This is a genomic window from Kosakonia cowanii JCM 10956 = DSM 18146 (assembly GCF_001975225.1).
In the GTDB taxonomy this organism is placed as follows: domain Bacteria; phylum Pseudomonadota; class Gammaproteobacteria; order Enterobacterales; family Enterobacteriaceae; genus Kosakonia; species Kosakonia cowanii.
Genome location: NZ_CP019445.1, coordinates 1,854,090 through 1,872,815 on the forward strand (window position 1 = coordinate 1,854,090; position 18,726 = coordinate 1,872,815).

An 18,726-nucleotide genomic window follows, 5' to 3' on the forward strand; every position below is an offset into this window, starting at 1 on the left:
CGGAAGGCGTTTTTCTTTGCCCCTAAATCAGGATTTCGCTGTAGCGATCGCGATAATCCTTCGGCGTGCTGTCGTAAGCCTTGCGGAAGACCGAGTAGAAGTACTGCAATGACGGGTAGCCGCACATCTGCGAAATCTCATTGATAGAGAGCGAGGTGGAGATCAGCAGGCTGCGCGCCTTCTCCAGCTTCTCGGCGTGGATCACCGCGTGAATGGTTTCGCCTACCTCCTCCTTGAAGCGCTTCTCCAGATTGGAGCGCGAAATACCGACCGCATCCAGCACCTGATCGACCTTAATGCCTTTGCAGGCGTGGTTGCGGATGTAGTGCATCGCCTGAATCACCGCCGGATCGTTAAGCGAACGGTAATCCGTTGAACGGCGGGCAACCACCCGCATCGGCGGCACCAGCAGGCGCTGCAACGGCATCGCTTCGTTATCCAGCAGCCGGTGCAGCAGCTTCGCGGCCTGGTAACCCATCTGCCGCGTGCCCTGCGCCACCGAAGAGAGCGCGACGCGGGAGAGGTAGCGGGTCAGCTCTTCGTTATCGATGCCGATCACGCACAGCTTCTCCGGCACCGGAATATGCAGATGGTCACAGACCTGCAAAACGTGGCGCGCCCGCGCGTCGGTAACGGCGATAATCCCCGTTTGCGGTGGCAGCGTTTGCAGCCAGTCGGCAAGGCGATTTTGCGCATGCTGCCAGTTTTCCGGCGCGGTGGTCAGCCCCTGGTAAACCACGCCGCGATACTTCTCCTGCGCTACCAGCTGGCAGAAGGCATATTCGCGCTCGGCGGCCCAGCGCTTACCGCTTGAGGCGGGCAGGCCGTAAAAGGCGAAGCGATGCACCCCTTTCTCTTTCAGGTGCAGAAACGCGCTCTCGACCAGCGCGTGGTTGTCGGTGGCGATATAGTGCACCGGTGGGTAGTGCTCCGGCGTGTGATAAGAGCCGCCGACGCCGACAATCGGTACATCGACATCCGCCAGCAGCCGCTCAATCTCCCGGTCATCGTAGTCGGCGATCACGCCGTCGCCGAGCCACTCCTTAATGTTCTCAATACGGGCGCGGAAATCCTCCTCGATAAAGATATCCCACTCCGATTGCGACGCCTGAAGATACTCCCCAACGCCTTCGACCACCTGGCGGTCGTAGGCTTTATTCGCGTTAAATAACAGCGTGATGCGATGGCGCTTTTCAAACATAGTGGTTCGCTTCCTGACTATTCATCAGTTCTGATTACCATATTCAACACACTGCCGGACAAAAATAATCCGGCAGTGTGATCGCGCCTCGGTTCGCCTGGCTCAGGCGCGACGTTTGGTGGCGGAGTCCATCCACACCGCCAGCAGTAAAATGGCTCCCTTGACGATGTACTGCCAGAAGGTGGGGACATCCATCATACTCATGCCGTTATCCAGCGAGGCCATAATGAAAGCGCCCATTACCGCGCCCGCCACGCTGCCGATGCCGCCCGCGAGGCTGGTGCCGCCAATCACGCAGGCGGCAATCGCATCCAGCTCGGCAATGTTCCCGGCCGACGGCGAACCTGCACCGAGACGCGAGCTGAGGATAAGCCCGGCAATCGCCACCATCAGGCCATTGATTGCGAAGACCGCCAGCTTGGTGCGCTCAACGTTAATACCGGAGAGCCGCGCCGCTTCAAGGTTGCCGCCAATGGCGTAAATGCGGCGGCCAAAAGCGGTGCGCGTTGCCATAAACAGACCTGCCAGCAGCAGAAAGACCAGCAGCAGTACCGGTGTCGGCACGCCGCGGTAATCATTCAGCAGCCAGATGGCACCGAGCACGATCACCGCGATCAGCGCCTGGCGCCCCACCGCATGGCCGGAGGAGGAGGTGGCTAAGCCCAGCGACTGGCGGCGCATGCGTCCGCGCCACTGCCAGAGCACAAATGCCACCAGCCCCAGCGCGCCCACGCCGAAGCCAACGCCGTCCGGCAGATAGCTCTGGCCGATTTGCGACATCGCCGCGCTGGTAGGGGAAACGGTCGTGCCATTAGTAATGCCGATTAACACGCCGCGAAACGCCAGCATCCCGGCGAGGGTGACGATAAACGACGGCACTTTGCGGTAAGCCACCCACCAGCCGTTCCACGCGCCGAGCAGCAGGCCAAGCAGCAGCGTTACCACCACGGTGAGCGGCAGCGGCCAGCCGAGCCAGACGTCGAAAATGGCTGCGGCACCGCCCAGCAGGCCCATCATCGAGCCTACCGAGAGGTCAATCTCTGCCGAGATAATGACAAACACCATCCCCACCGCGAGGATGCCGGTGATGGCGGTCTGGCGCAGCAGGTTAGAGATATTACGCGCGCTCAGGTAGGCACCGTCGGTCATGCCGGTGAAAAAGAGCATAATCACAACGATGGCCGCAAGCATCACAAACACCTGCAGGTTGAGTGATTTCAGCCCGGAGAAGGGGCCCGGCGACGCGGTGGATAACTGACTTTCAGACGGGTTGCTTTTCGACATGATGTTCGCTCCTCAGCGCCGCTTCCATAACCTGCTCCTGGGTCAAATGACGGTTGATAAGATCGGCTTTCAGCTTCCCTTCGTGCATCACCAGCACGCGGTCGCTCAGGCCCAGCACTTCGGGCAGCTCGGAGGAGATCACAATCACCGCGATCCCCTGCTGCACCAGTTGGTTAATCAGTTTGTAGATTTCATACTTCGCGCCGATATCGATGCCGCGCGTCGGCTCATCGAGGATCAAAATGCGCGGGTTGAGCAGCAGGCAGCGGGCGAGAATCGCTTTCTGCTGGTTGCCGCCGCTCAGCCGGCCAATCGCCAGCTCCGGCGACGAGGTTTTTACTTTCAGCCGCTGGATGGACTGCAAAATGCACGCCTGCTCGGCGGCGTCATCGAGGCTACTCAGGCTGCCGGTAAACTGGTTTAGCGCCGCCAGCGTGATGTTTTTGCCCACCGCCATCACCGGCACAATACCGTCGCGCTTGCGATCCTCCGGCACCATGGCGATGCCGTGACCAATCGCCTGCTGGCAGTTGCGGATCTCAACCTCCTTGCCATCCAGAAAAATTTTTCCCTCCCAGCGCCCCGGCCAGACGCCAAACAGGCACTGCACGGCTTCGGTGCGCCCGGCGCCGACCAGCCCGGCAATGCCGAGGATCTCGCCGCGCTTGAGGCTAAAGGAGACGTCGTTGACGCGTTTGATATGGCGGTTAACCGGATGCCAGGCGGTGAGGTGCTCGACGCGCAGGATCTCCTCGCCGTGGGTGTGCGGTTCATTGGGGTAGAGCGCCGTCAGCTCGCGGCCCACCATCATGGTGATGATGTCATCTTCACTCATCCCCGCCGCATCGCGGGTGCCGATATGCTTCCCGTCGCGGATAACGCAGATGACGTCGGAGATCGCTTTCACTTCATTGAGCTTATGGGAGATGTAAACGCAGGCGATATCGTGGTTGCGCAGGTCGCGGATGATATCGAGCAGCACCGCCGTCTCCTGCTCGGTCAGCGAGGCAGTTGGCTCATCTAAAATCAACAACCGAACCTGCTTGTTCAGCGCTTTGGCGATCTCCACCAGTTGCTGCTGGCCCAGGCCTAAGTCACCGACGCGGGTATCGGGCGAGATGGCGAGGCTCACCTGTTTGAGCAGCTTTTCGCAGCGCAGCGTCATCTGGTCGTAATCCATCACGCCGTGGCGGGTTATCTCCGCGCCAAGGAAGATGTTCTCCAGCACCGTGAGATGTTTCACCAGCGCCAGCTCCTGGTGAATGATGGCGATCCCTTTACGCTCGGTATCGCGGATATGGCTTGCTTGCAGAAGCTCCCCTGCAAAGTAGATTTCGCCTTCATAGCTGCCGGTCGGGTAGATGCCGCACAGCACTTTCATCAGGGTCGATTTACCCGAACCGTTTTCGCCGCACAGGGAGAGCACTTCGCCCGCGTTAAGTTGCAGGCTGACGTTATCAATCGCCTTCACGACGCCGAAGGCTTTGGTGATGTTCTTCATTTCGAGTAAGTAAGGCATGGCTGCTCCACGTCGATCGCTTATCAGACAGCGCCTGAAGTGAGGGCGGCGGCGCGCCTGATTCTGAACTCAGGCGCGCCGTCGTTTTCAGAGCTGATTCTTCTGGTGGAAGCCGTCTTTGATCACCGTGGCGTCAATATTCTCTTTGGTGACTTCAATCGGCGTCAGCAGGCGGGCGGGCACATCTTTCAGGCCATTATTAAGTGAAGCATCGGCCTTCGGCTGCTTACCGTTGCCAAGCTCGACGGCGATCTCCGCCGCGGTGTTGGCAAGCTGGGTGATAGGTTTATAGACGGTCATCGTCTGGCTGCCGTTCATCAGGCGTTTGACTCCGGCGAGATCCGCATCCTGGCCGGAGATGGCAACTTTGCCCGCTAACCCTTGCGCGCTTAAGGCCTGGATAGCGCCGCCAGCGGTTGCGTCATTCGAGGCCACCACGGCATCGATTTTATTGTTGTTGGCGGTCAGCGCGTTCTCCATTATTTTCAGCGCGTTTTCCGGCAGCCAGCCATCGACCCACTGGTCGCCGACAATTTTAATTTTGCCGCTGTCGATATAGGGCTTCAATACCTTCATCTGCCCGGCGCGGAACAGCTTGGCGTTATTATCCACCGGCGAGCCGCCCATTAAGAAATAATTACCCTGCGGCACCTTATTGACCAGGCTTTGCGCCTGTAATTCCCCGACTTTTTCATTGTCGAAGGAGATATAGAAGTCGATATCCGCATTATTAATCATGCGGTCATAGGCCAGAACTTTAATTCCTTCCTGTTTGGCTTCTTTCACAACGTTACTTAATACCTGACCGTTGTAGGGAATAATAACCAGCACGTCGACGCCGCGGTTGATCATATTTTCAATTTGCGACATCTGGGTCTCTTCATTACCGTTCGCCGACTGGACAAAGACATCGGCGCCGAGGGATTCGGCTTTCTTAACAAAAATGTCGCGATCTTTTTGCCAGCGTTCAAGACGGAGATCGTCAATCGCCATGCCGATTTTTATCGTTTTGGCGTGAGCGAACGTGCTGGCAAGCAGCAGGGTGGCGCAGAGTGTAAGGCAGAGATTCTTTATCTTCATAATAGGAATACCTTTCGTAGGGTGGTGTGCGAGATAAAAGAAACGTGCACTGCTTAGAACGAGCAAATTCTTAACGCAGAATGGAATAGTGGCAATTACAGATTTTAATAGGCGGGTTACGTTTTTTGGTTTATTTGCTGATTTATGACCCCGATCTTATTTTAAAAAAAATAAAACTGGCGTTGCATAAAAAACAGGAAAGTCCCTCGCAGCAACTTTTGCGGTTATTTTGCGAGCCAGCGCACGTTTGCGTATTCTCTCAATGGCAGTGTGAAATAACGTAATTGAGCAAGGCGCAGAGAGAATCCAGTATTAACTCAGATATGTTCACTCGCCAATGGAGCTCATTATGCACGCTTATTTTGACCAGCTGGATCGGGTTCGTTTTGAAGGTTCAAAGAGTACGAATCCGCTCGCGTTTCGTCACTACAACCCGGATGAGCTGGTGCTCGGGAAACGCATGGAAGATCACCTGCGTTTCGCCGCCTGCTACTGGCACACCTTCTGCTGGAACGGCGCGGATATGTTTGGCGTCGGCTCCTTCGATCGCCCGTGGCAGCAGCCGGGCGAGGCGATGGCGCTGGCAAAACGCAAAGCCGATGTCGCCTTCGAATTCTTCCATAAGCTCAATGTGCCCTACTACTGCTTCCATGATGTCGATGTCTCCCCGGAAGGCGCCTCGCTGAAAGAGTACCTGAGCAACTTCGCCGAAATGGTTGATGTGCTGGGGGAAAAACAGCAGCAGAGCGGCGTCAAGCTGCTGTGGGGCACGGCAAACTGCTTTACCAACCCACGTTACGGCGCGGGCGCGGCCACTAACCCGGATCCGGAAGTCTTCAGCTGGGCGGCAACCCAGGTGGTAAGCGCGATGAACGCCACCCATAAACTCGGCGGCGAAAACTACGTGCTGTGGGGCGGACGCGAAGGGTACGAAACCCTGCTCAACACCGATCTGCGCCAGGAGCGCGAGCAGATTGGCCGCTTTATGAACATGGTGGTTGAGCATAAGCACAAAATCGGTTTCCGCGGCACGCTGCTGATTGAGCCAAAACCGCAGGAGCCAACCAAGCACCAGTATGATTATGACGCCGCGACCGTCTATGGCTTCCTGAAACAGTTCGGGCTGGAAAAAGAGATCAAGCTCAATATCGAAGCCAACCACGCCACCCTCGCGGGCCACTCCTTCCATCATGAAATCGCCACCGCCATTGCGCTGGGGCTGTTTGGCTCCGTCGACGCCAACCGCGGCGATCCGCAGCTCGGCTGGGATACCGACCAGTTCCCGAACAGCGTCGAAGAGAACGCGCTGGTGATGTATGAAATCATCAAAGCGGGCGGCTTCACCACCGGCGGCCTCAACTTTGACGCCAAGGTCCGTCGCCAGAGTACCGATAAGTACGATCTCTTCTACGGCCATATCGGCGCGATGGACACCATGGCGCTGGCGCTGAAAATCGCTGCCCGCATGGTCGAAGAGGGCGAGCTGGATAAACGCGTCGCTAAACGTTACGCGGGCTGGAATGGTGAGCTGGGCCAGCAAATTTTGCAGGGGCAGCTTAGCCTTGCGGAGCTGGCGAAGTACGCTGAAGAGCAGAACCTGGCGCCGCGTCACCAGAGCGGTCACCAGGAGCAACTGGAGAACCTGGTCAACGCGTATCTCTTCGATAAGTAACCGGCCTCTGCGCGGCACACTCAACAAGGAGTAGTCACTATGTATATCGGGATCGATCTCGGTACCTCGGGCGTGAAGGCGATTCTGCTCGGTGAGCAGGGCGAGGTGCTGGCCTCCCATACGGAGAAACTCAGCGTCTCTCGCCCACACCCGCTATGGTCGGAGCAGGATCCCGAAAGCTGGTGGCAGGCGACGGATCGCGCCATCCAGGCGCTCGGCGCAGCGCATTCGTTGCAGCAGGTGAAGGCCATCGGCCTTGCCGGGCAGATGCACGGCGCGACGCTGCTCGATAGCGAAAACCGCGTTCTGCGCCCGGCGATCCTCTGGAACGATGGTCGCTGTGGTGAGGAGTGCGGGCTGCTGGAAGCGCGGGTCGCTAACGCCCGTGCGATCACCGGTAACCTGATGATGCCGGGCTTTACCGCGCCGAAGCTGCTGTGGGTGCAGCGGCATGAGCCGGAAATCTTCGCAAAGGTGGCGAAGGTGCTGCTGCCGAAAGATTACCTGCGGCTGAAGATGTCCGGCGTCTTTGCCAGCGATATGTCCGATGCCGCAGGCACCATGTGGCTTGATGTGGCGAGGCGCGACTGGAGTGACGAGATGCTCGCCGCCTGCTCGCTGTCGCGCAGCCATATGCCAACGCTTTTTGAAGGCAGTGAGATCACCGGCGAACTGCTGCCAGAAGTTGCCCGGCGCTGGGCGATGCCGGTAGTGCCGATTGTTGCAGGCGGCGGCGACAACGCCGCTGGCGCGGTCGGCGTCGGCATGGCGGATGCGGGCCAGGCGATGCTCTCGCTCGGCACCTCCGGCGTCTACTTTGCCGTCAGCGAAGGGTTCCTCAGCAAGCCGGAAAGCGCCGTGCACAGCTTCTGCCACGCGCTGCCGGGGCGCTGGCACCTGATGTCGGTGATGCTGAGTGCGGCCTCCTGTCTGGACTGGGCGGCCAAACTGACCGGCATGGCATCGGTGCAGGCGCTGATTAGCGCTGCGCAGCAAGCCGACGAGAACGCGGGCGATATCTGGTTTCTGCCCTATCTCTCCGGCGAGCGCACACCGCACAACAACCCGCAGGCAAAAGGCGTCTTCTTTGGTCTGACCCATCAGCATGGCCCGGCAGAGCTGGCGCGTGCGGTGCTGGAAGGGGTGGGGTATGCGCTGGCAGACGGGATGGATGTGGTGCATGCCTGCGGCGTAACGCCACAAAGCATTACCCTTATCGGCGGCGGCGCGCGCAGCGACTGGTGGCGGCAGATGCTGGCGGATATCAGCGGCTTGCAGCTTGATTACCGCACCGGCGGGGATGTTGGCCCGGCGCTCGGCGCGGCGCGGCTGGCGCAAATCGCCGTTAATCCTGACGTACCGCTGGCAACGCTATTGCCGCAACTGCCGGTGGAGCAGCAGCATCAGCCGGACGCGCAGCGCCACGCGCACTATGCCGCGAAGCGCGACACCTTCCGCCGCATCTATCAGCAGCTGTTGCCGCTGATGTCATAACCTTTTCGGCCCGCTGGCAACGGTGGGCCGTAATCACCCTGATGTTGTCCTTTTTTGGTCTTAGCAGCGGCGTAAAGCCTTGCCAGAATAGCGTTAACCCCACTGAGCAAGGAGTCCTGAAATGACCCGTACCGCCCTGATTAACATCGACACCCAGCAATCCTTTTTCCACCGTGACTTCTGGCAGGATAACGACTTTCCCGCTTTCCAGCAGGCGATGCTGACGCTGATTGCCGGTTGCCAGGCGCGCGGCATTCCGCTGGTGGATATTTTTCACGTCGCCGACAGCGGCCCCTTCTCGCTGGAGAGCGGCTTCGTGAAACCGATGCCCTTTTTAAAGCACCAGGCGGATGTCACCTTCCACAAGCATGTCCACAACGCCTTTACCGATACCGGCCTCGATCGCTGGCTGCGTCAGCGCGATATCACTCATCTGATTATTTGTGGTATTCGTACGGAGCAGTGCTGTGAAACGACCGCCAGGGTGGCATCGGATCTGGGCTATCGCGTGACCTTCGTCAGCGAAGCGACGCTCACTTTCCCAATGACACATAATGGCGTGACGCTGGATAGCCACACGCTGCGCCACCGTACGGAAACCGTGCTCGTCGGGCGCTTTGCCGCCATTAAAACCGTCCAGGAGACGCTGGAACAATAAATGTGTGATGTCTGGTTTGTGATGCTGCCCGGCGTGCTGGCGCTCGATATGGCCGGTCCGGCGGAGACCTTTGCGCAGGCGCAGGAGACTTTTCGCCTGCACTACATCGGCCCGCAAGCGGAGGTGGCAACCTCCCTTGGCTTAACGATGGGCAACATCGCGCCGCTGCCGGAGACGTTGCCGGAGGGGAGCCTGCTGGTGCTGCCCGGCGTCAGCGATTCGTCGCAGTTATTCGACACGCCGCAGGCAAGGCAGGTGCGCAACTGGCTGATGCGTCTGCAACCGCTGCTCCACCGCCGGGCGATTACGCTGATGTGCGTCTGTTCCGGCGCAATGCTGGCGGCGAAAGCCGGGCTGCTTAACGGGGTTCAGTGCACGACCCATCACAATGTGATTGCCCGCTTGCAGGCGCTCGAACCGGCAGCGCTGGTCAAAGAGAACCGGATATTTATTGAGGATCGCGGCATCTGGACCAGCGCGGGCATCACCTCAGGCATCGATCTCGCCCTGCATATTATCAACCGTTTATGCGGGCCGGCGCGTGCGCTGGCGGTGGCGCGCGAAATGGTGGTCTGGTTTCGCCGCTCCGGCGATGACCCGCAGCTTTCACCGTGGTTGCGCTATCGCAACCATCTCCACCCGGCGGTGCACCGGGCGCAGGATGCGCTGACCGCCGAGCCGCAAAAGGCCTGGCAACTGGCGGAGATTGCCGCGCAGGCACACGTCAGCGCCCGGCATCTCACCCGTCTTTTTCAGCAACATCTGGGGATCAGCGTGCGGGACTATCTGGAGCAGTTGCGGCTGGTGATTGCCGAGCAGGCGCTGTTGCAGGGCCAGGGCGCGGAGCAGGCGGCGCTGGCCGCCGGTTTTTCCTCCCCGCGCCAGCTGCACCGGGCGCGGGCGCGAATAATTAGCTGACAAACCGCCGCCGGTCGATGCGCTGCACCAGCATTGAGAGCGCCAGGCTTGCCGCCAGCGCCGCGCTGAAGACCCACAGAATGTCGAGCAGCGGCCAGTTTTGCACCTCAACGCCGCGCGTGCGCAGCGCATGAATAATCAGCGCGTGGAAACCGTAAATACCGAGTGAGTGGCGCGAAATCAGCGCCAGCCCGGGCAGAGTGCGGCTGTTAAGGGTATTTTTTACCAGCGTAAACAGCGCGATGGCGCAGAGAAAGACCATCGGGCCGCAGTAGAGATACCAGGTATCGGCGAAGTTGCCGCGCCATCTCAGCTCATGCAGCGTACCGCGTGAAATCGCCACCACTGCCAGCACCACAACTGCGGCGCTCAGCCAGTTCAGCGCCCGTTTTTGCGTCTCCATCATGCCGATGGCGCGACCGAGGATGGCGTAGAGCACGTAGTAAAAGGTGTCGCCGTTGATGTAGAGATTGATCGGCAACCACTCAACGCCATCGCTTTTTAACGTCACCAGATTGGGGTTAGCGACAACGCCAATCACCGCAATCAGCGCCAGCAGCATCTTGCCGCTCAGGGCTTTGACCTGAATCAGGGGCGAGAGCAGGTAGATAACGATGACGGCGAAGAAGAACCACAGATGGTAAAAAATCGGCTTTTGCAGGATGTTCTTCAGCGACAGGTCGCTGTTAATCGAGGTAAACAGCACGATATAGAGCAGGGCGATGAGGCTATAAAACAGCAGGCAGAGGCCGATACGCAAAAAGTGGCGCGGCTGGGCGCTGCGTTCGCCATAAAAGAGGTAGCCTGAAATCATAAAAAAGAGGGGAACGCTGACGCGCGAGGCGGAGTTGAGCAGATTGGCAACATTCCAGTCGAAGCTGGTAACGGCGGCTGGATTAGTAATGTACCAGGTGGTGGTGTGGATCATGACCACCATTAAACAGGCTATCCCGCGTAAATTATCTATCCAGTGAATTTTTGACGGCATCACTTCCTCAATTTCTTATTGTCGACAAATATCCTAAGACTGGTAATTTACCTGCGTATCTCTTTGGATAATTCTGAGTTTTCCCACGCGTGGTTGTGCACTAAGCGCAGTGCTGCACAATGGCGTTTTTGGCCGTTCACCCTATCAGCCCGCAAGGAAATGCGTAAGAAAATGATGAAGTTTACTCTGCCGATGCTGATGTTGCTGCTGACAAGTTGCAGCGCGCCCGAGAAAACGCCGGAGCAGAAGGCGCAAACGGCACGGCCTGGCCCGACACGCTCCCTCGATATGGAGCAACTCTGCCGGGAAAACGCCGCGCACCGCTACAACACCGGGGCGGAAAAAGTGAACGTTACCGGCTTCGAACAGTATCAGGGCAGTTACGAGATGCGTGGCGTTACGCCGCGTCATGAAGCGTTTGTCTGCACTTTTGACGCTGAAGGGCAGTTTTTGCATCTTTCGATGCGTTAAGCCCCATAATACGCGCCAATGCCGCCGCTATTTCCCAATTTTCCGTAAACAACCCCGTTTCGTACTGTATATCTTGCAGTCAGCGGGTATACTGGTCGCTTCCTTTAAATCCACACGTATCCAGCACGAAATAATATGCAAAAGTTTGATACCAGGACCTTTCAGGGTCTGATCCTGACCTTACAGGATTATTGGGCTCGTCAGGGCTGCACCATCGTTCAACCTCTGGACATGGAAGTGGGTGCCGGTACTTCGCACCCAATGACCAGCCTGCGCGCGCTGGGCCCGGAGCCGATGGCAACCGCCTACGTTCAGCCTTCCCGTCGTCCGACCGATGGTCGCTACGGCGAAAACCCGAACCGCTTACAGCACTACTACCAGTTCCAGGTGGTGATTAAACCCTCTCCGGACAACATTCAGGAACTGTACCTCGGGTCACTGAAAGAGCTGGGTATGGACCCGACCATTCACGATATTCGTTTCGTGGAAGATAACTGGGAGAACCCGACGCTGGGTGCCTGGGGTCTTGGTTGGGAAGTGTGGCTTAACGGCATGGAAGTGACGCAGTTCACCTACTTCCAGCAGGTTGGCGGCCTTGAGTGCAAGCCGATCACCGGCGAGATCACCTATGGTCTGGAACGTCTGGCGATGTACATTCAGGGCGTAGACAGCGTCTACGATCTGGTCTGGAGCGACGGCCCGCTGGGTAAAACCACTTACGGCGACGTGTTCCATCAAAACGAAGTGGAGCAGTCCACTTACAACTTCGAATACGCCGATGTCGACTTCCTCTTCACCTGCTTTGAGCAGTATGAGAAAGAGGCTCAGCAGCTGCTGGCGCTGGAAAACCCGCTGCCGCTGCCGGCTTACGAACGCATTCTGAAAGCCGCCCACAGCTTCAACCTGCTTGATGCGCGTAAAGCCATCTCCGTCACCGAACGCCAGCGCTACATTCTGCGCATCCGTACGCTGACCAAAGCAGTCGCTGAAGCCTATTACGCTTCCCGTGAAGCCCTTGGCTTCCCGATGTGCAACAGAAATAAATAAGAGGCGGCCATGTCAGAGAAAACATTCCTGGTGGAAATCGGCACCGAAGAGCTGCCACCAAAAGCCCTGCGCAGCCTGGCGGAGTCCTTCGCTGCCAACTTTACCGCTGAGCTGGATGCAGCAGGCGTTGCCCACGGCGACGTTAAATGGTTCGCCGCACCGCGCCGTCTGGCGCTGAAAGTGGCTAACCTTGCCGCCGCGCAGCCGGATCGCGAAGTTGAAAAACGCGGCCCGGCCATCGCCCAGGCGTTCGACGCGGAAGGCAAACCGAGCAAAGCGGCTGAAGGCTGGGCGCGCGGCTGCGGTATTACCGTCGATCAGGCCGAGCGTCTGACCACCGACAAAGGCGAATGGCTGCTCTATCGCGCCCATGTTAAAGGCGAAAGCATCGAAGCGCTGCTGCCGAACATGATCGCCACCTCGCTTAGCAAACTGCCGATCCCGAAACTGATGCGCTGGGGCGCGTCGGACGTGCACTTTGTGCGTCCGGTTCACACCGTTACCCTGCTGCTGGGCGACCAGCTGGTTCCGGCAACGATCCTTGGCATTCAGTCCGATCGCGTCATTCGCGGCCACCGCTTTATGGGCGAGCCGGAGTTCACCATCGACAACGCCGATCAGTACCCGCAAATCCTGCTGGAGCGCGGCAAAGTGATGGCGGATTACGCCGAGCGTAAAGCCAAAATCAAAGCGGACGCCGAAGAGGCGGCGCGTAAGATTGGTGGTAACGCCGATCTGAGCGACAGCCTGCTGGAAGAGGTCACCTCTCTGGTTGAGTGGCCGGTGGTGCTGACCGCGAAGTTCGAAGAGAAATTCCTCGCCGTTCCGGCGGAAGCGCTGGTCTACACCATGAAGGGTGACCAGAAGTACTTCCCGGTGTATGGCAACGACGGCAAACTGCTGCCAAATTTCATCTTCGTCGCCAATATCGAGTCGAAAGATCCGCAACAGATTATCTCCGGTAATGAAAAAGTGGTGCGCCCGCGTCTGGCGGATGCCGAGTTCTTCTTCAATACCGACCGTAAAAAACGCCTGGAAGATCACCTGCCGCGTCTGCAAACCGTGCTGTTCCAGCAGCAGCTTGGCACGCTGCGCGACAAGACCGATCGCATTCAGGCGCTGGCGGGCTGGATTGCCGGTCAGATTGGCGCAGATGTGAACCACGCCACGCGCGCGGGCTTGCTCTCCAAGTGCGATCTGATGACCAACATGGTGTTTGAGTTTACCGACACCCAGGGCGTGATGGGCATGCACTATGCGCGTCACGACGGCGAAGCGGAAGACGTTGCCGTTGCGCTGAACGAGCAGTATCAGCCGCGCTTTGCTGGTGATGAGCTGCCGTCTAACCCGGTGGCCTGTGCTGTGGCGATTGCCGATAAGATGGATACCCTCGCGGGGATCTTCGGTATCGGCCAGCATCCGAAAGGCGATAAAGACCCGTTCGCGCTGCGCCGTGCCGCGCTGGGCGTGCTGCGTATTATCGTCGAGAAGAACCTGGCGCTGGATCTGCAAACCCTGACCGAAGAGGCGGTGCGTCTCTACGGCGATAAGCTGACGAACGGCAAAGTGGTCGACGATGTGATCGACTTTATGCTGGGCCGCTTCCGCGCCTGGTATCAGGACGAAGGCTACAGCGTTGATACCATTCAGGCGGTGCTGGCGCGCCGTCCGACCAAACCGGCCGATTTCGACGCGCGTATGAAGGCGGTTTCCCACTTCCGTACGCTGGAGGAAGCGGCGGCGCTGGCGGCAGCCAACAAGCGCGTCTCCAACATCCTGGCGAAATCTGACGAAACGCTGAATGAGAACGTGCAGGCGGCGGTACTGAAAGAGGCCGCAGAGATTAAGCTGGCGGGCAACGTGGTGGTTCTGCGCGATACCCTGCAGCCGTTCTTTGCTGAAGGGCGCTATCAGGAAGCGTTGATCGAGCTGGCGCAGCTGCGCGAGCCGGTGGATGAGTTCTTTGAGAACGTGATGGTGAACGCCGACGATAAAGAGGTGCGCATCAACCGCCTGACGCTGCTGGCGAAACTGCGTGAACTCTTCCTGCAGGTTGCGGATATCTCGCTGCTGCAGTAATCGTTCAGTCGATAAAAAACCCGCTACGGCGGGTTTTTTTATGCCCCGATTTTGCCGGGAGTTGGTTTTGCCGGATGGCGCTTCGCTTATCTGGCCTACAAGGGACATCAGCCGCGCTAAATCGTAGGCCGGATAAGGCGTAGCCGCCATCCGGCAAAGCAGACGGTTCGGAACTGCCATCCGGCAACAGCGCCCAACTCAGTGGCGTGGCGCGTGGGTGAATCGACGAAAGGCATTACTGACGCGCACGGTGTTGCGCCCGGCGCGTTTTGCCTCGTAAAGGGCGTTATCCGCGCTCTGGATCAGTTGCCCATATTCGGTATGGTTCTGCTGACACAGGCTGGCGACGCCGATACTGACGCTGACGCAGCCATCCGGTGAACTGGCGTGGGGAAGCTCAAGGTGCTGCACGCTGGTGCGCAGCTTCTCCGCCAACTCCACCGCATCAGCAGAACGCGTTTCCGGCAGCAGGGCGCAAACTCCTCGCCGCCGTAGCGAAACAGGATCTCATTCGGGTTGCAGAGCGTGCTGCGCATCGCCGACGCAATCTGCTGCAGGCACTCGTCGCCGTGCTGGTGGCCATAGCTATCGTTATAGGACTTGAAGTAGTCCACATCAATCAACAGCAACGACAGCGGTTTGTTATTACGCTTGCTGGCGCGCCACTCGCGCTCAATGCAGAGATCGAAATAGCGGCGATTGCCGACGCCCGTCAGGCCATCCGACAGGGATTGCGACAACAATTCATGGGCCTGATCGCGCAGTAACGACTCACGGCGTACTGCCGCAGTGACATCGACAATCTGAATCAGGCAGTAACGCTCGGCATCGCCGAGTGGAACAATGGTCACCGCCTGGCTCAGACGGGCGGTTGGCCGCGCCGGTTCCGCATAGAGCGGAAAAGGGGAGCGGTGTAGCGATTGTGAAAGCAGGGAAGATAAATTGTGACCAATGGCCTGACGGATCGCATCGCCAACGCGGTGATAGGTCAGGTCCGGGAAGACGGAAAAAAAGTCTTCGCCAACGGTGTCGCTGGCCGCCCGCCCGGTATGCGTCTCTAACCACGCATTCCACAGCGCGATACGGTACTGCGCATCCACAAGGATGACACCGAGGCTGAGGGCTGAAAACGCATCCAATAACAACTTATCTTTCATGATTAATGCATTCCGCTGGGAACACTACCGGATTCTAAACGGCTGATATAAAGCCGAACCTGCTCGCGTAAGTCGCACAGAGCGGACATATCGAGGATAAACGCGAGATAGCCCTGGATCTGCTGGCGTTCGAGCGCAAAATCAATGCGCAGCATCATAACCAGCGGATCGTTCTTATCTTTTTCCGGGTTGAGGATCTCTTCGCTGCTGCCAACCCGCACCACTGGCAGCGAACCCTGTAGCTCTTTCTGGAACATATTTGCCAGCGTGCCGACACAGGCATTGAGCACGATATTGCCAATCTCGCTCATCGCTTCGCGCTCCATCTCGCCCAGTTCATGCGCCGGGATCAGATCGCCGACCATCATGCGCACGATTTCGAAACTCGCAGCTTCCGGAAACATCAGAATCGCTTCGGTGGCGTAGGCCCCTTCGTAATGCTGGCTAATGCCGAACAGCGATACGCCCGCACCCATCTCGTCGGCCGCTTTCGAGCGCGGCGTAAAGCGAATGGTCGGCACCGACATGCGCACCTCTTCATTGACGATATTGCTCATCGCCGCCGCCGCGTGACCGACGCCGATGTTGAAGATCTCCATCAGGCTGTCCGCTTCAATCTCGCTGATATCGGGCAACTCGGTCATGGCTGGCTCTCCAGGCTCTTCAGCATGGCGTGCAGCTGCGGCTCTTTCAGCGGTTTTGGCAGGAAACCGAGGCCCATCTCTTCGGCGGCAGCCTGCACAGAGTTCTGCACGTTAGCGGTAAGCAGCACGATGTGGGTCTGCGGGTGCGTTTGACGCAGGCGTGACGCCGCTTCAATGCCGCCAATGCCGGGCATATTCACATCAAGCAGAATCAGATAGGGGGTATTCGCCGCAGCATGGGCAATCGCCTCTTCGCCCGTACCGGCCTCATCAATGCTCCAGTCGCTGTGCAAGTTAAGAACATACTGGCGGGAAATCATGCGTGACAGGCGGCTGTCATCGACAATCAGAATATATCTGGACATCATTCATTCTCATTTTAGGATTCAGGGCCTGAAACCAGAACAATGCTTTACTTCCGGATCTCCTCCCTGAGCACTACTGAACGATATGCCACCGTTATGCGTTTGGGGTAACGCGCGGTTTTATCGTCTCCTTTCTGAAATGGCGATCCTGGATTGCACGCATGGCCTGCTACTTTCAGTTAAGTCACCTTATTCATCGGCAATATTGCGCAAACAATTAGCCCTCAATTTTGCGCACTGCAACGTAAAGATGAAAATTTGACCTTGAACCTGGCCTGGCTCTCTGGCTATCCTGTGCGGCGACGAACTTCTCGTCTCACTGGAGCGCACCCGGAAAATGAACAAACACGACTGATGAATCCGCCACCTTGTTAAACGCTCGCGCGTTGGCAAGGCCGTTAACGATCTCATTCAGGAGTGCTTATGGCTCATTGTGCGCAGTCACCCGCCTTTATTTTGCATCAGGTCACCTGTCAGTTTGCGACGGGCGAGACCCTTTTCGGCCCGCTGAATCTAACCCTCGACGCCTCGCTGTGCGGGCTGGTCGGGCGTAACGGCGTCGGCAAAACCCAACTTTTACGCCTGCTTGCCGGGCAAAGTCAGCCCGCAACCGGGCATATCGAATCCGCAGTGCGCTGGGCCTATGTCGCGCAGCAACACACTCTCTCTGCGCACACCACCCTGGCGCAACTGCTCGGTTATGGCGAAATCATTGCCGCGCTGGAGCGCGTGTTGCAGGGGCGCTATCAGCCCGCCGATCTGGAGTTACTCGACGGTCAGTGGGATCTGCATGAGCGGCTTGAGGCCGCCTTTTCGCACGCTAATCTGCCACCGTTCGCGCCGGACAAACCGGCTGCCGCACTGAGCGGCGGCGAGCGCGTTCGGGCACTGCTCTGCGGCGCGTTTATGACCGGCGCGGATTACCTGTTACTGGATGAACCGACTAATCACCTTGATGGAGAAGGGCGGGCATGGTTTAGCGACCAGCTCCGGCAGCATAAAGGCGGTGCCCTGATCGCCACTCACGACCGGCAGCTGCTCGGCGAGATGTCGCGCATTGTTGAACTGACGCCCGCCGGGCTTCGCAGCTACGGCGGCAATTACGCTGATTATGAACAGCAGCGCGAGGCGCAGCAGCAGGCCGCCCGCGCGATGCTGGATCATGCCGCCGTTGAGCGTCGGCGAGCGCGCAGCCGAATGCAGAAGGAGCATGACGCCAGCCTGCGGCGTTCGGCGAAAACGCTACGCACCGTCGATACGCTCAACATCGCCTCCTTTGAGCGGGTGAAATATAAAAACCTCGCCAAAGAGCGCACAGCGAGCTGGCGCAAGCAGCATCAGCAGCAAAATGAGGCACTTAACGCTGCGGTCACCGAGGCGCGTGAGCGGGTCGAGGAGGAGATGCCGGTGCTGTTTACGCTGCCCGGCAGCCAGGTGCCGCCAGGCAAACAGGTGCTGGTGCTCGACGAGGTGGTACTGCCGCACGTCGCGCTTCCTCCCCTGAGCCTGCGTATCGACGGCCCGCTGCGCGTTGCCATCCGTGGGCCAAATGGCTGCGGCAAATCGACACTGTTAAAGGTGATCCTCGGTGAGCTATTGCCGCTGGCAGGTGAATGTCACCGCTCGGTCAGCTGCGCCTGGCTCGATCAGCATCTCTCCCGGTTTGATCTCTCGTTATCGGTGCTTGAGCACCTTCAGCGGGGCAACTCATTACTGGAGGAGGGAGTGCTGCGCAGCCGCCTGGCGCAGTTACAGCTGGGCGCAGAGAAGGTGATGTTGCCGCTGGCGGCCCTGAGCGGCGGCGAGCGGTTGAAAGCGGCGCTTGCCTGCGTGCTCTGGCAGCGCGATGCCACGCAGCTGTTACTGCTCGACGAGCCGACCAACCATCTCGATCTCGCCTCCACCCGTGCGATTGAGGCAGCGCTGGCGGATTTTCCCGGCGCGATGCTGGTGGTGTCGCATGATGAGGCGTTTCTTGCCGGGCTTGGGCTGACGCACAGCCTGACATGGCAGGCCAGCGGATGGTGCTGGCAGCAAGCGTGAGCGGGCAACCAATTCTCGTAGTCAATCCTGCTCTAAACTTGAGTGATGAAAATAAACGCGATACGGTTGCCTGCTGTTAATAAGAAGTAACATAAGTGAAAGCGAT

General features: G+C 58.5%; 15 protein-coding genes and 1 pseudogene. 8 read left to right on the forward strand and 8 right to left on the reverse strand.

What is annotated here, in order from left to right; translation table 11 throughout:
* Nucleotides 1-22 precede the first annotated feature (22 nt).
* The 4 genes from xylR to xylF all read right to left on the reverse strand — a co-directional run bounded on the left by xylR (nt 23) and on the right by xylF (nt 5,084).
* A complete protein-coding gene (gene xylR / locus BWI95_RS08610) occupies nt 23-1,201 on the reverse strand; it encodes a D-xylose utilization transcriptional activator XylR (protein ID WP_042718640.1) in 1,179 nt (392 codons plus the stop codon).
* A 102-nt stretch (nt 1,202-1,303) separates the two neighbouring features.
* Nucleotides 1,304-2,485, reverse strand: a complete 1,182-nt coding sequence (gene xylH, locus BWI95_RS08615) for a xylose ABC transporter permease XylH (protein ID WP_042718639.1) — start codon at nt 2,483-2,485, stop codon at nt 1,304-1,306.
* Nucleotides 2,463-4,004 carry a xylose ABC transporter ATP-binding protein gene (locus BWI95_RS08620; RefSeq protein WP_076769335.1) on the reverse strand — a complete coding sequence of 514 codons (1,542 nt, stop codon included), beginning with the start codon at nt 4,002-4,004 and terminating at the stop codon, nt 2,463-2,465. The genes xylH and BWI95_RS08620 overlap by 23 nt, the downstream gene beginning before the upstream one ends.
* Nucleotides 4,005-4,091: 87 nt before the next feature.
* Nucleotides 4,092-5,084, reverse strand: coding sequence for a D-xylose ABC transporter substrate-binding protein (gene xylF, locus BWI95_RS08625; RefSeq protein ID WP_076769336.1), 993 nt, complete (start codon nt 5,082-5,084; stop codon nt 4,092-4,094).
* 349 nt (nt 5,085-5,433) lie between these two features.
* On the opposite strand from xylF, the gene xylA reads away from it, so the two are divergent.
* From xylA to BWI95_RS08645, 4 genes are all read left to right on the forward strand, one after another.
* On the forward strand, nt 5,434-6,756 hold the full coding sequence (gene xylA / locus BWI95_RS08630; RefSeq protein ID WP_042718634.1) for a xylose isomerase: 1,323 nt from the start codon (nt 5,434-5,436) through the stop codon (nt 6,754-6,756).
* A gap of 39 nt (nt 6,757-6,795) precedes the next feature.
* Nucleotides 6,796-8,250, forward strand: a complete 1,455-nt coding sequence (xylB, locus tag BWI95_RS08635) for a xylulokinase (RefSeq protein WP_076769337.1) — start codon at nt 6,796-6,798, stop codon at nt 8,248-8,250.
* Nucleotides 8,251-8,371: 121 nt separating this feature from the next.
* Nucleotides 8,372-8,908 carry a cysteine hydrolase family protein gene (locus BWI95_RS08640; RefSeq protein ID WP_054802700.1) on the forward strand — a complete coding sequence of 179 codons (537 nt, stop codon included), beginning with the start codon at nt 8,372-8,374 and terminating at the stop codon, nt 8,906-8,908.
* Nucleotides 8,909-9,826 carry a GlxA family transcriptional regulator gene (locus tag BWI95_RS08645; RefSeq protein ID WP_054802699.1) on the forward strand — a complete coding sequence of 306 codons (918 nt, stop codon included), beginning with the start codon at nt 8,909-8,911 and terminating at the stop codon, nt 9,824-9,826.
* On the opposite strand, the gene BWI95_RS08650 is transcribed toward BWI95_RS08645, so the two are convergent.
* Nucleotides 9,819-10,814 carry an acyltransferase gene (locus BWI95_RS08650; protein ID WP_076769338.1) on the reverse strand — a complete coding sequence of 332 codons (996 nt, stop codon included), beginning with the start codon at nt 10,812-10,814 and terminating at the stop codon, nt 9,819-9,821. The genes BWI95_RS08645 and BWI95_RS08650 overlap by 8 nt on opposite strands.
* A gap of 171 nt (nt 10,815-10,985) precedes the next feature.
* Between BWI95_RS08650 and BWI95_RS08655 the strand changes: the two genes are divergently transcribed.
* From BWI95_RS08655 to glyS, 3 genes are all read left to right on the forward strand, one after another.
* Nucleotides 10,986-11,285 (forward strand): YsaB family lipoprotein, encoded by a 300-nt coding sequence (locus BWI95_RS08655; RefSeq protein ID WP_054802743.1) that lies wholly within the window; start codon nt 10,986-10,988, stop codon nt 11,283-11,285.
* A 135-nt stretch (nt 11,286-11,420) separates the two neighbouring features.
* Complete coding sequence (gene glyQ / locus BWI95_RS08660) at nt 11,421-12,332, forward strand: glycine--tRNA ligase subunit alpha (RefSeq protein ID WP_042718627.1); 912 nt, start codon at nt 11,421-11,423, stop codon at nt 12,330-12,332.
* A 9-nt stretch (nt 12,333-12,341) separates the two neighbouring features.
* Nucleotides 12,342-14,411, forward strand: coding sequence for a glycine--tRNA ligase subunit beta (gene glyS, locus BWI95_RS08665; protein ID WP_076769339.1), 2,070 nt, complete (start codon nt 12,342-12,344; stop codon nt 14,409-14,411).
* A gap of 198 nt (nt 14,412-14,609) precedes the next feature.
* Here glyS and BWI95_RS08670 read toward each other — a convergent pair.
* The 3 genes and pseudogenes from BWI95_RS08670 to BWI95_RS08680 all read right to left on the reverse strand — a co-directional run bounded on the left by BWI95_RS08670 (nt 14,610) and on the right by BWI95_RS08680 (nt 16,580).
* A pseudogene (locus BWI95_RS08670) lies at nt 14,610-15,568 on the reverse strand (GGDEF domain-containing protein).
* Nucleotides 15,569-15,570: 2 nt separating this feature from the next.
* A complete protein-coding gene (locus BWI95_RS08675; RefSeq protein WP_076769340.1) occupies nt 15,571-16,212 on the reverse strand; it encodes a chemotaxis protein CheC in 642 nt (213 codons plus the stop codon).
* Nucleotides 16,209-16,580 (reverse strand): response regulator, encoded by a 372-nt coding sequence (locus BWI95_RS08680; protein WP_054802698.1) that lies wholly within the window; start codon nt 16,578-16,580, stop codon nt 16,209-16,211. The genes BWI95_RS08675 and BWI95_RS08680 overlap by 4 nt, the downstream gene beginning before the upstream one ends.
* Nucleotides 16,581-17,000: 420 nt before the next feature.
* Here BWI95_RS08680 and BWI95_RS08685 point away from each other — a divergent pair, with 420 nt between their 5' ends.
* Complete coding sequence (locus BWI95_RS08685; protein ID WP_054802697.1) at nt 17,001-18,620, forward strand: ABC-F family ATP-binding cassette domain-containing protein; 1,620 nt, start codon at nt 17,001-17,003, stop codon at nt 18,618-18,620.
* Nucleotides 18,621-18,726 lie beyond the last annotated feature (106 nt).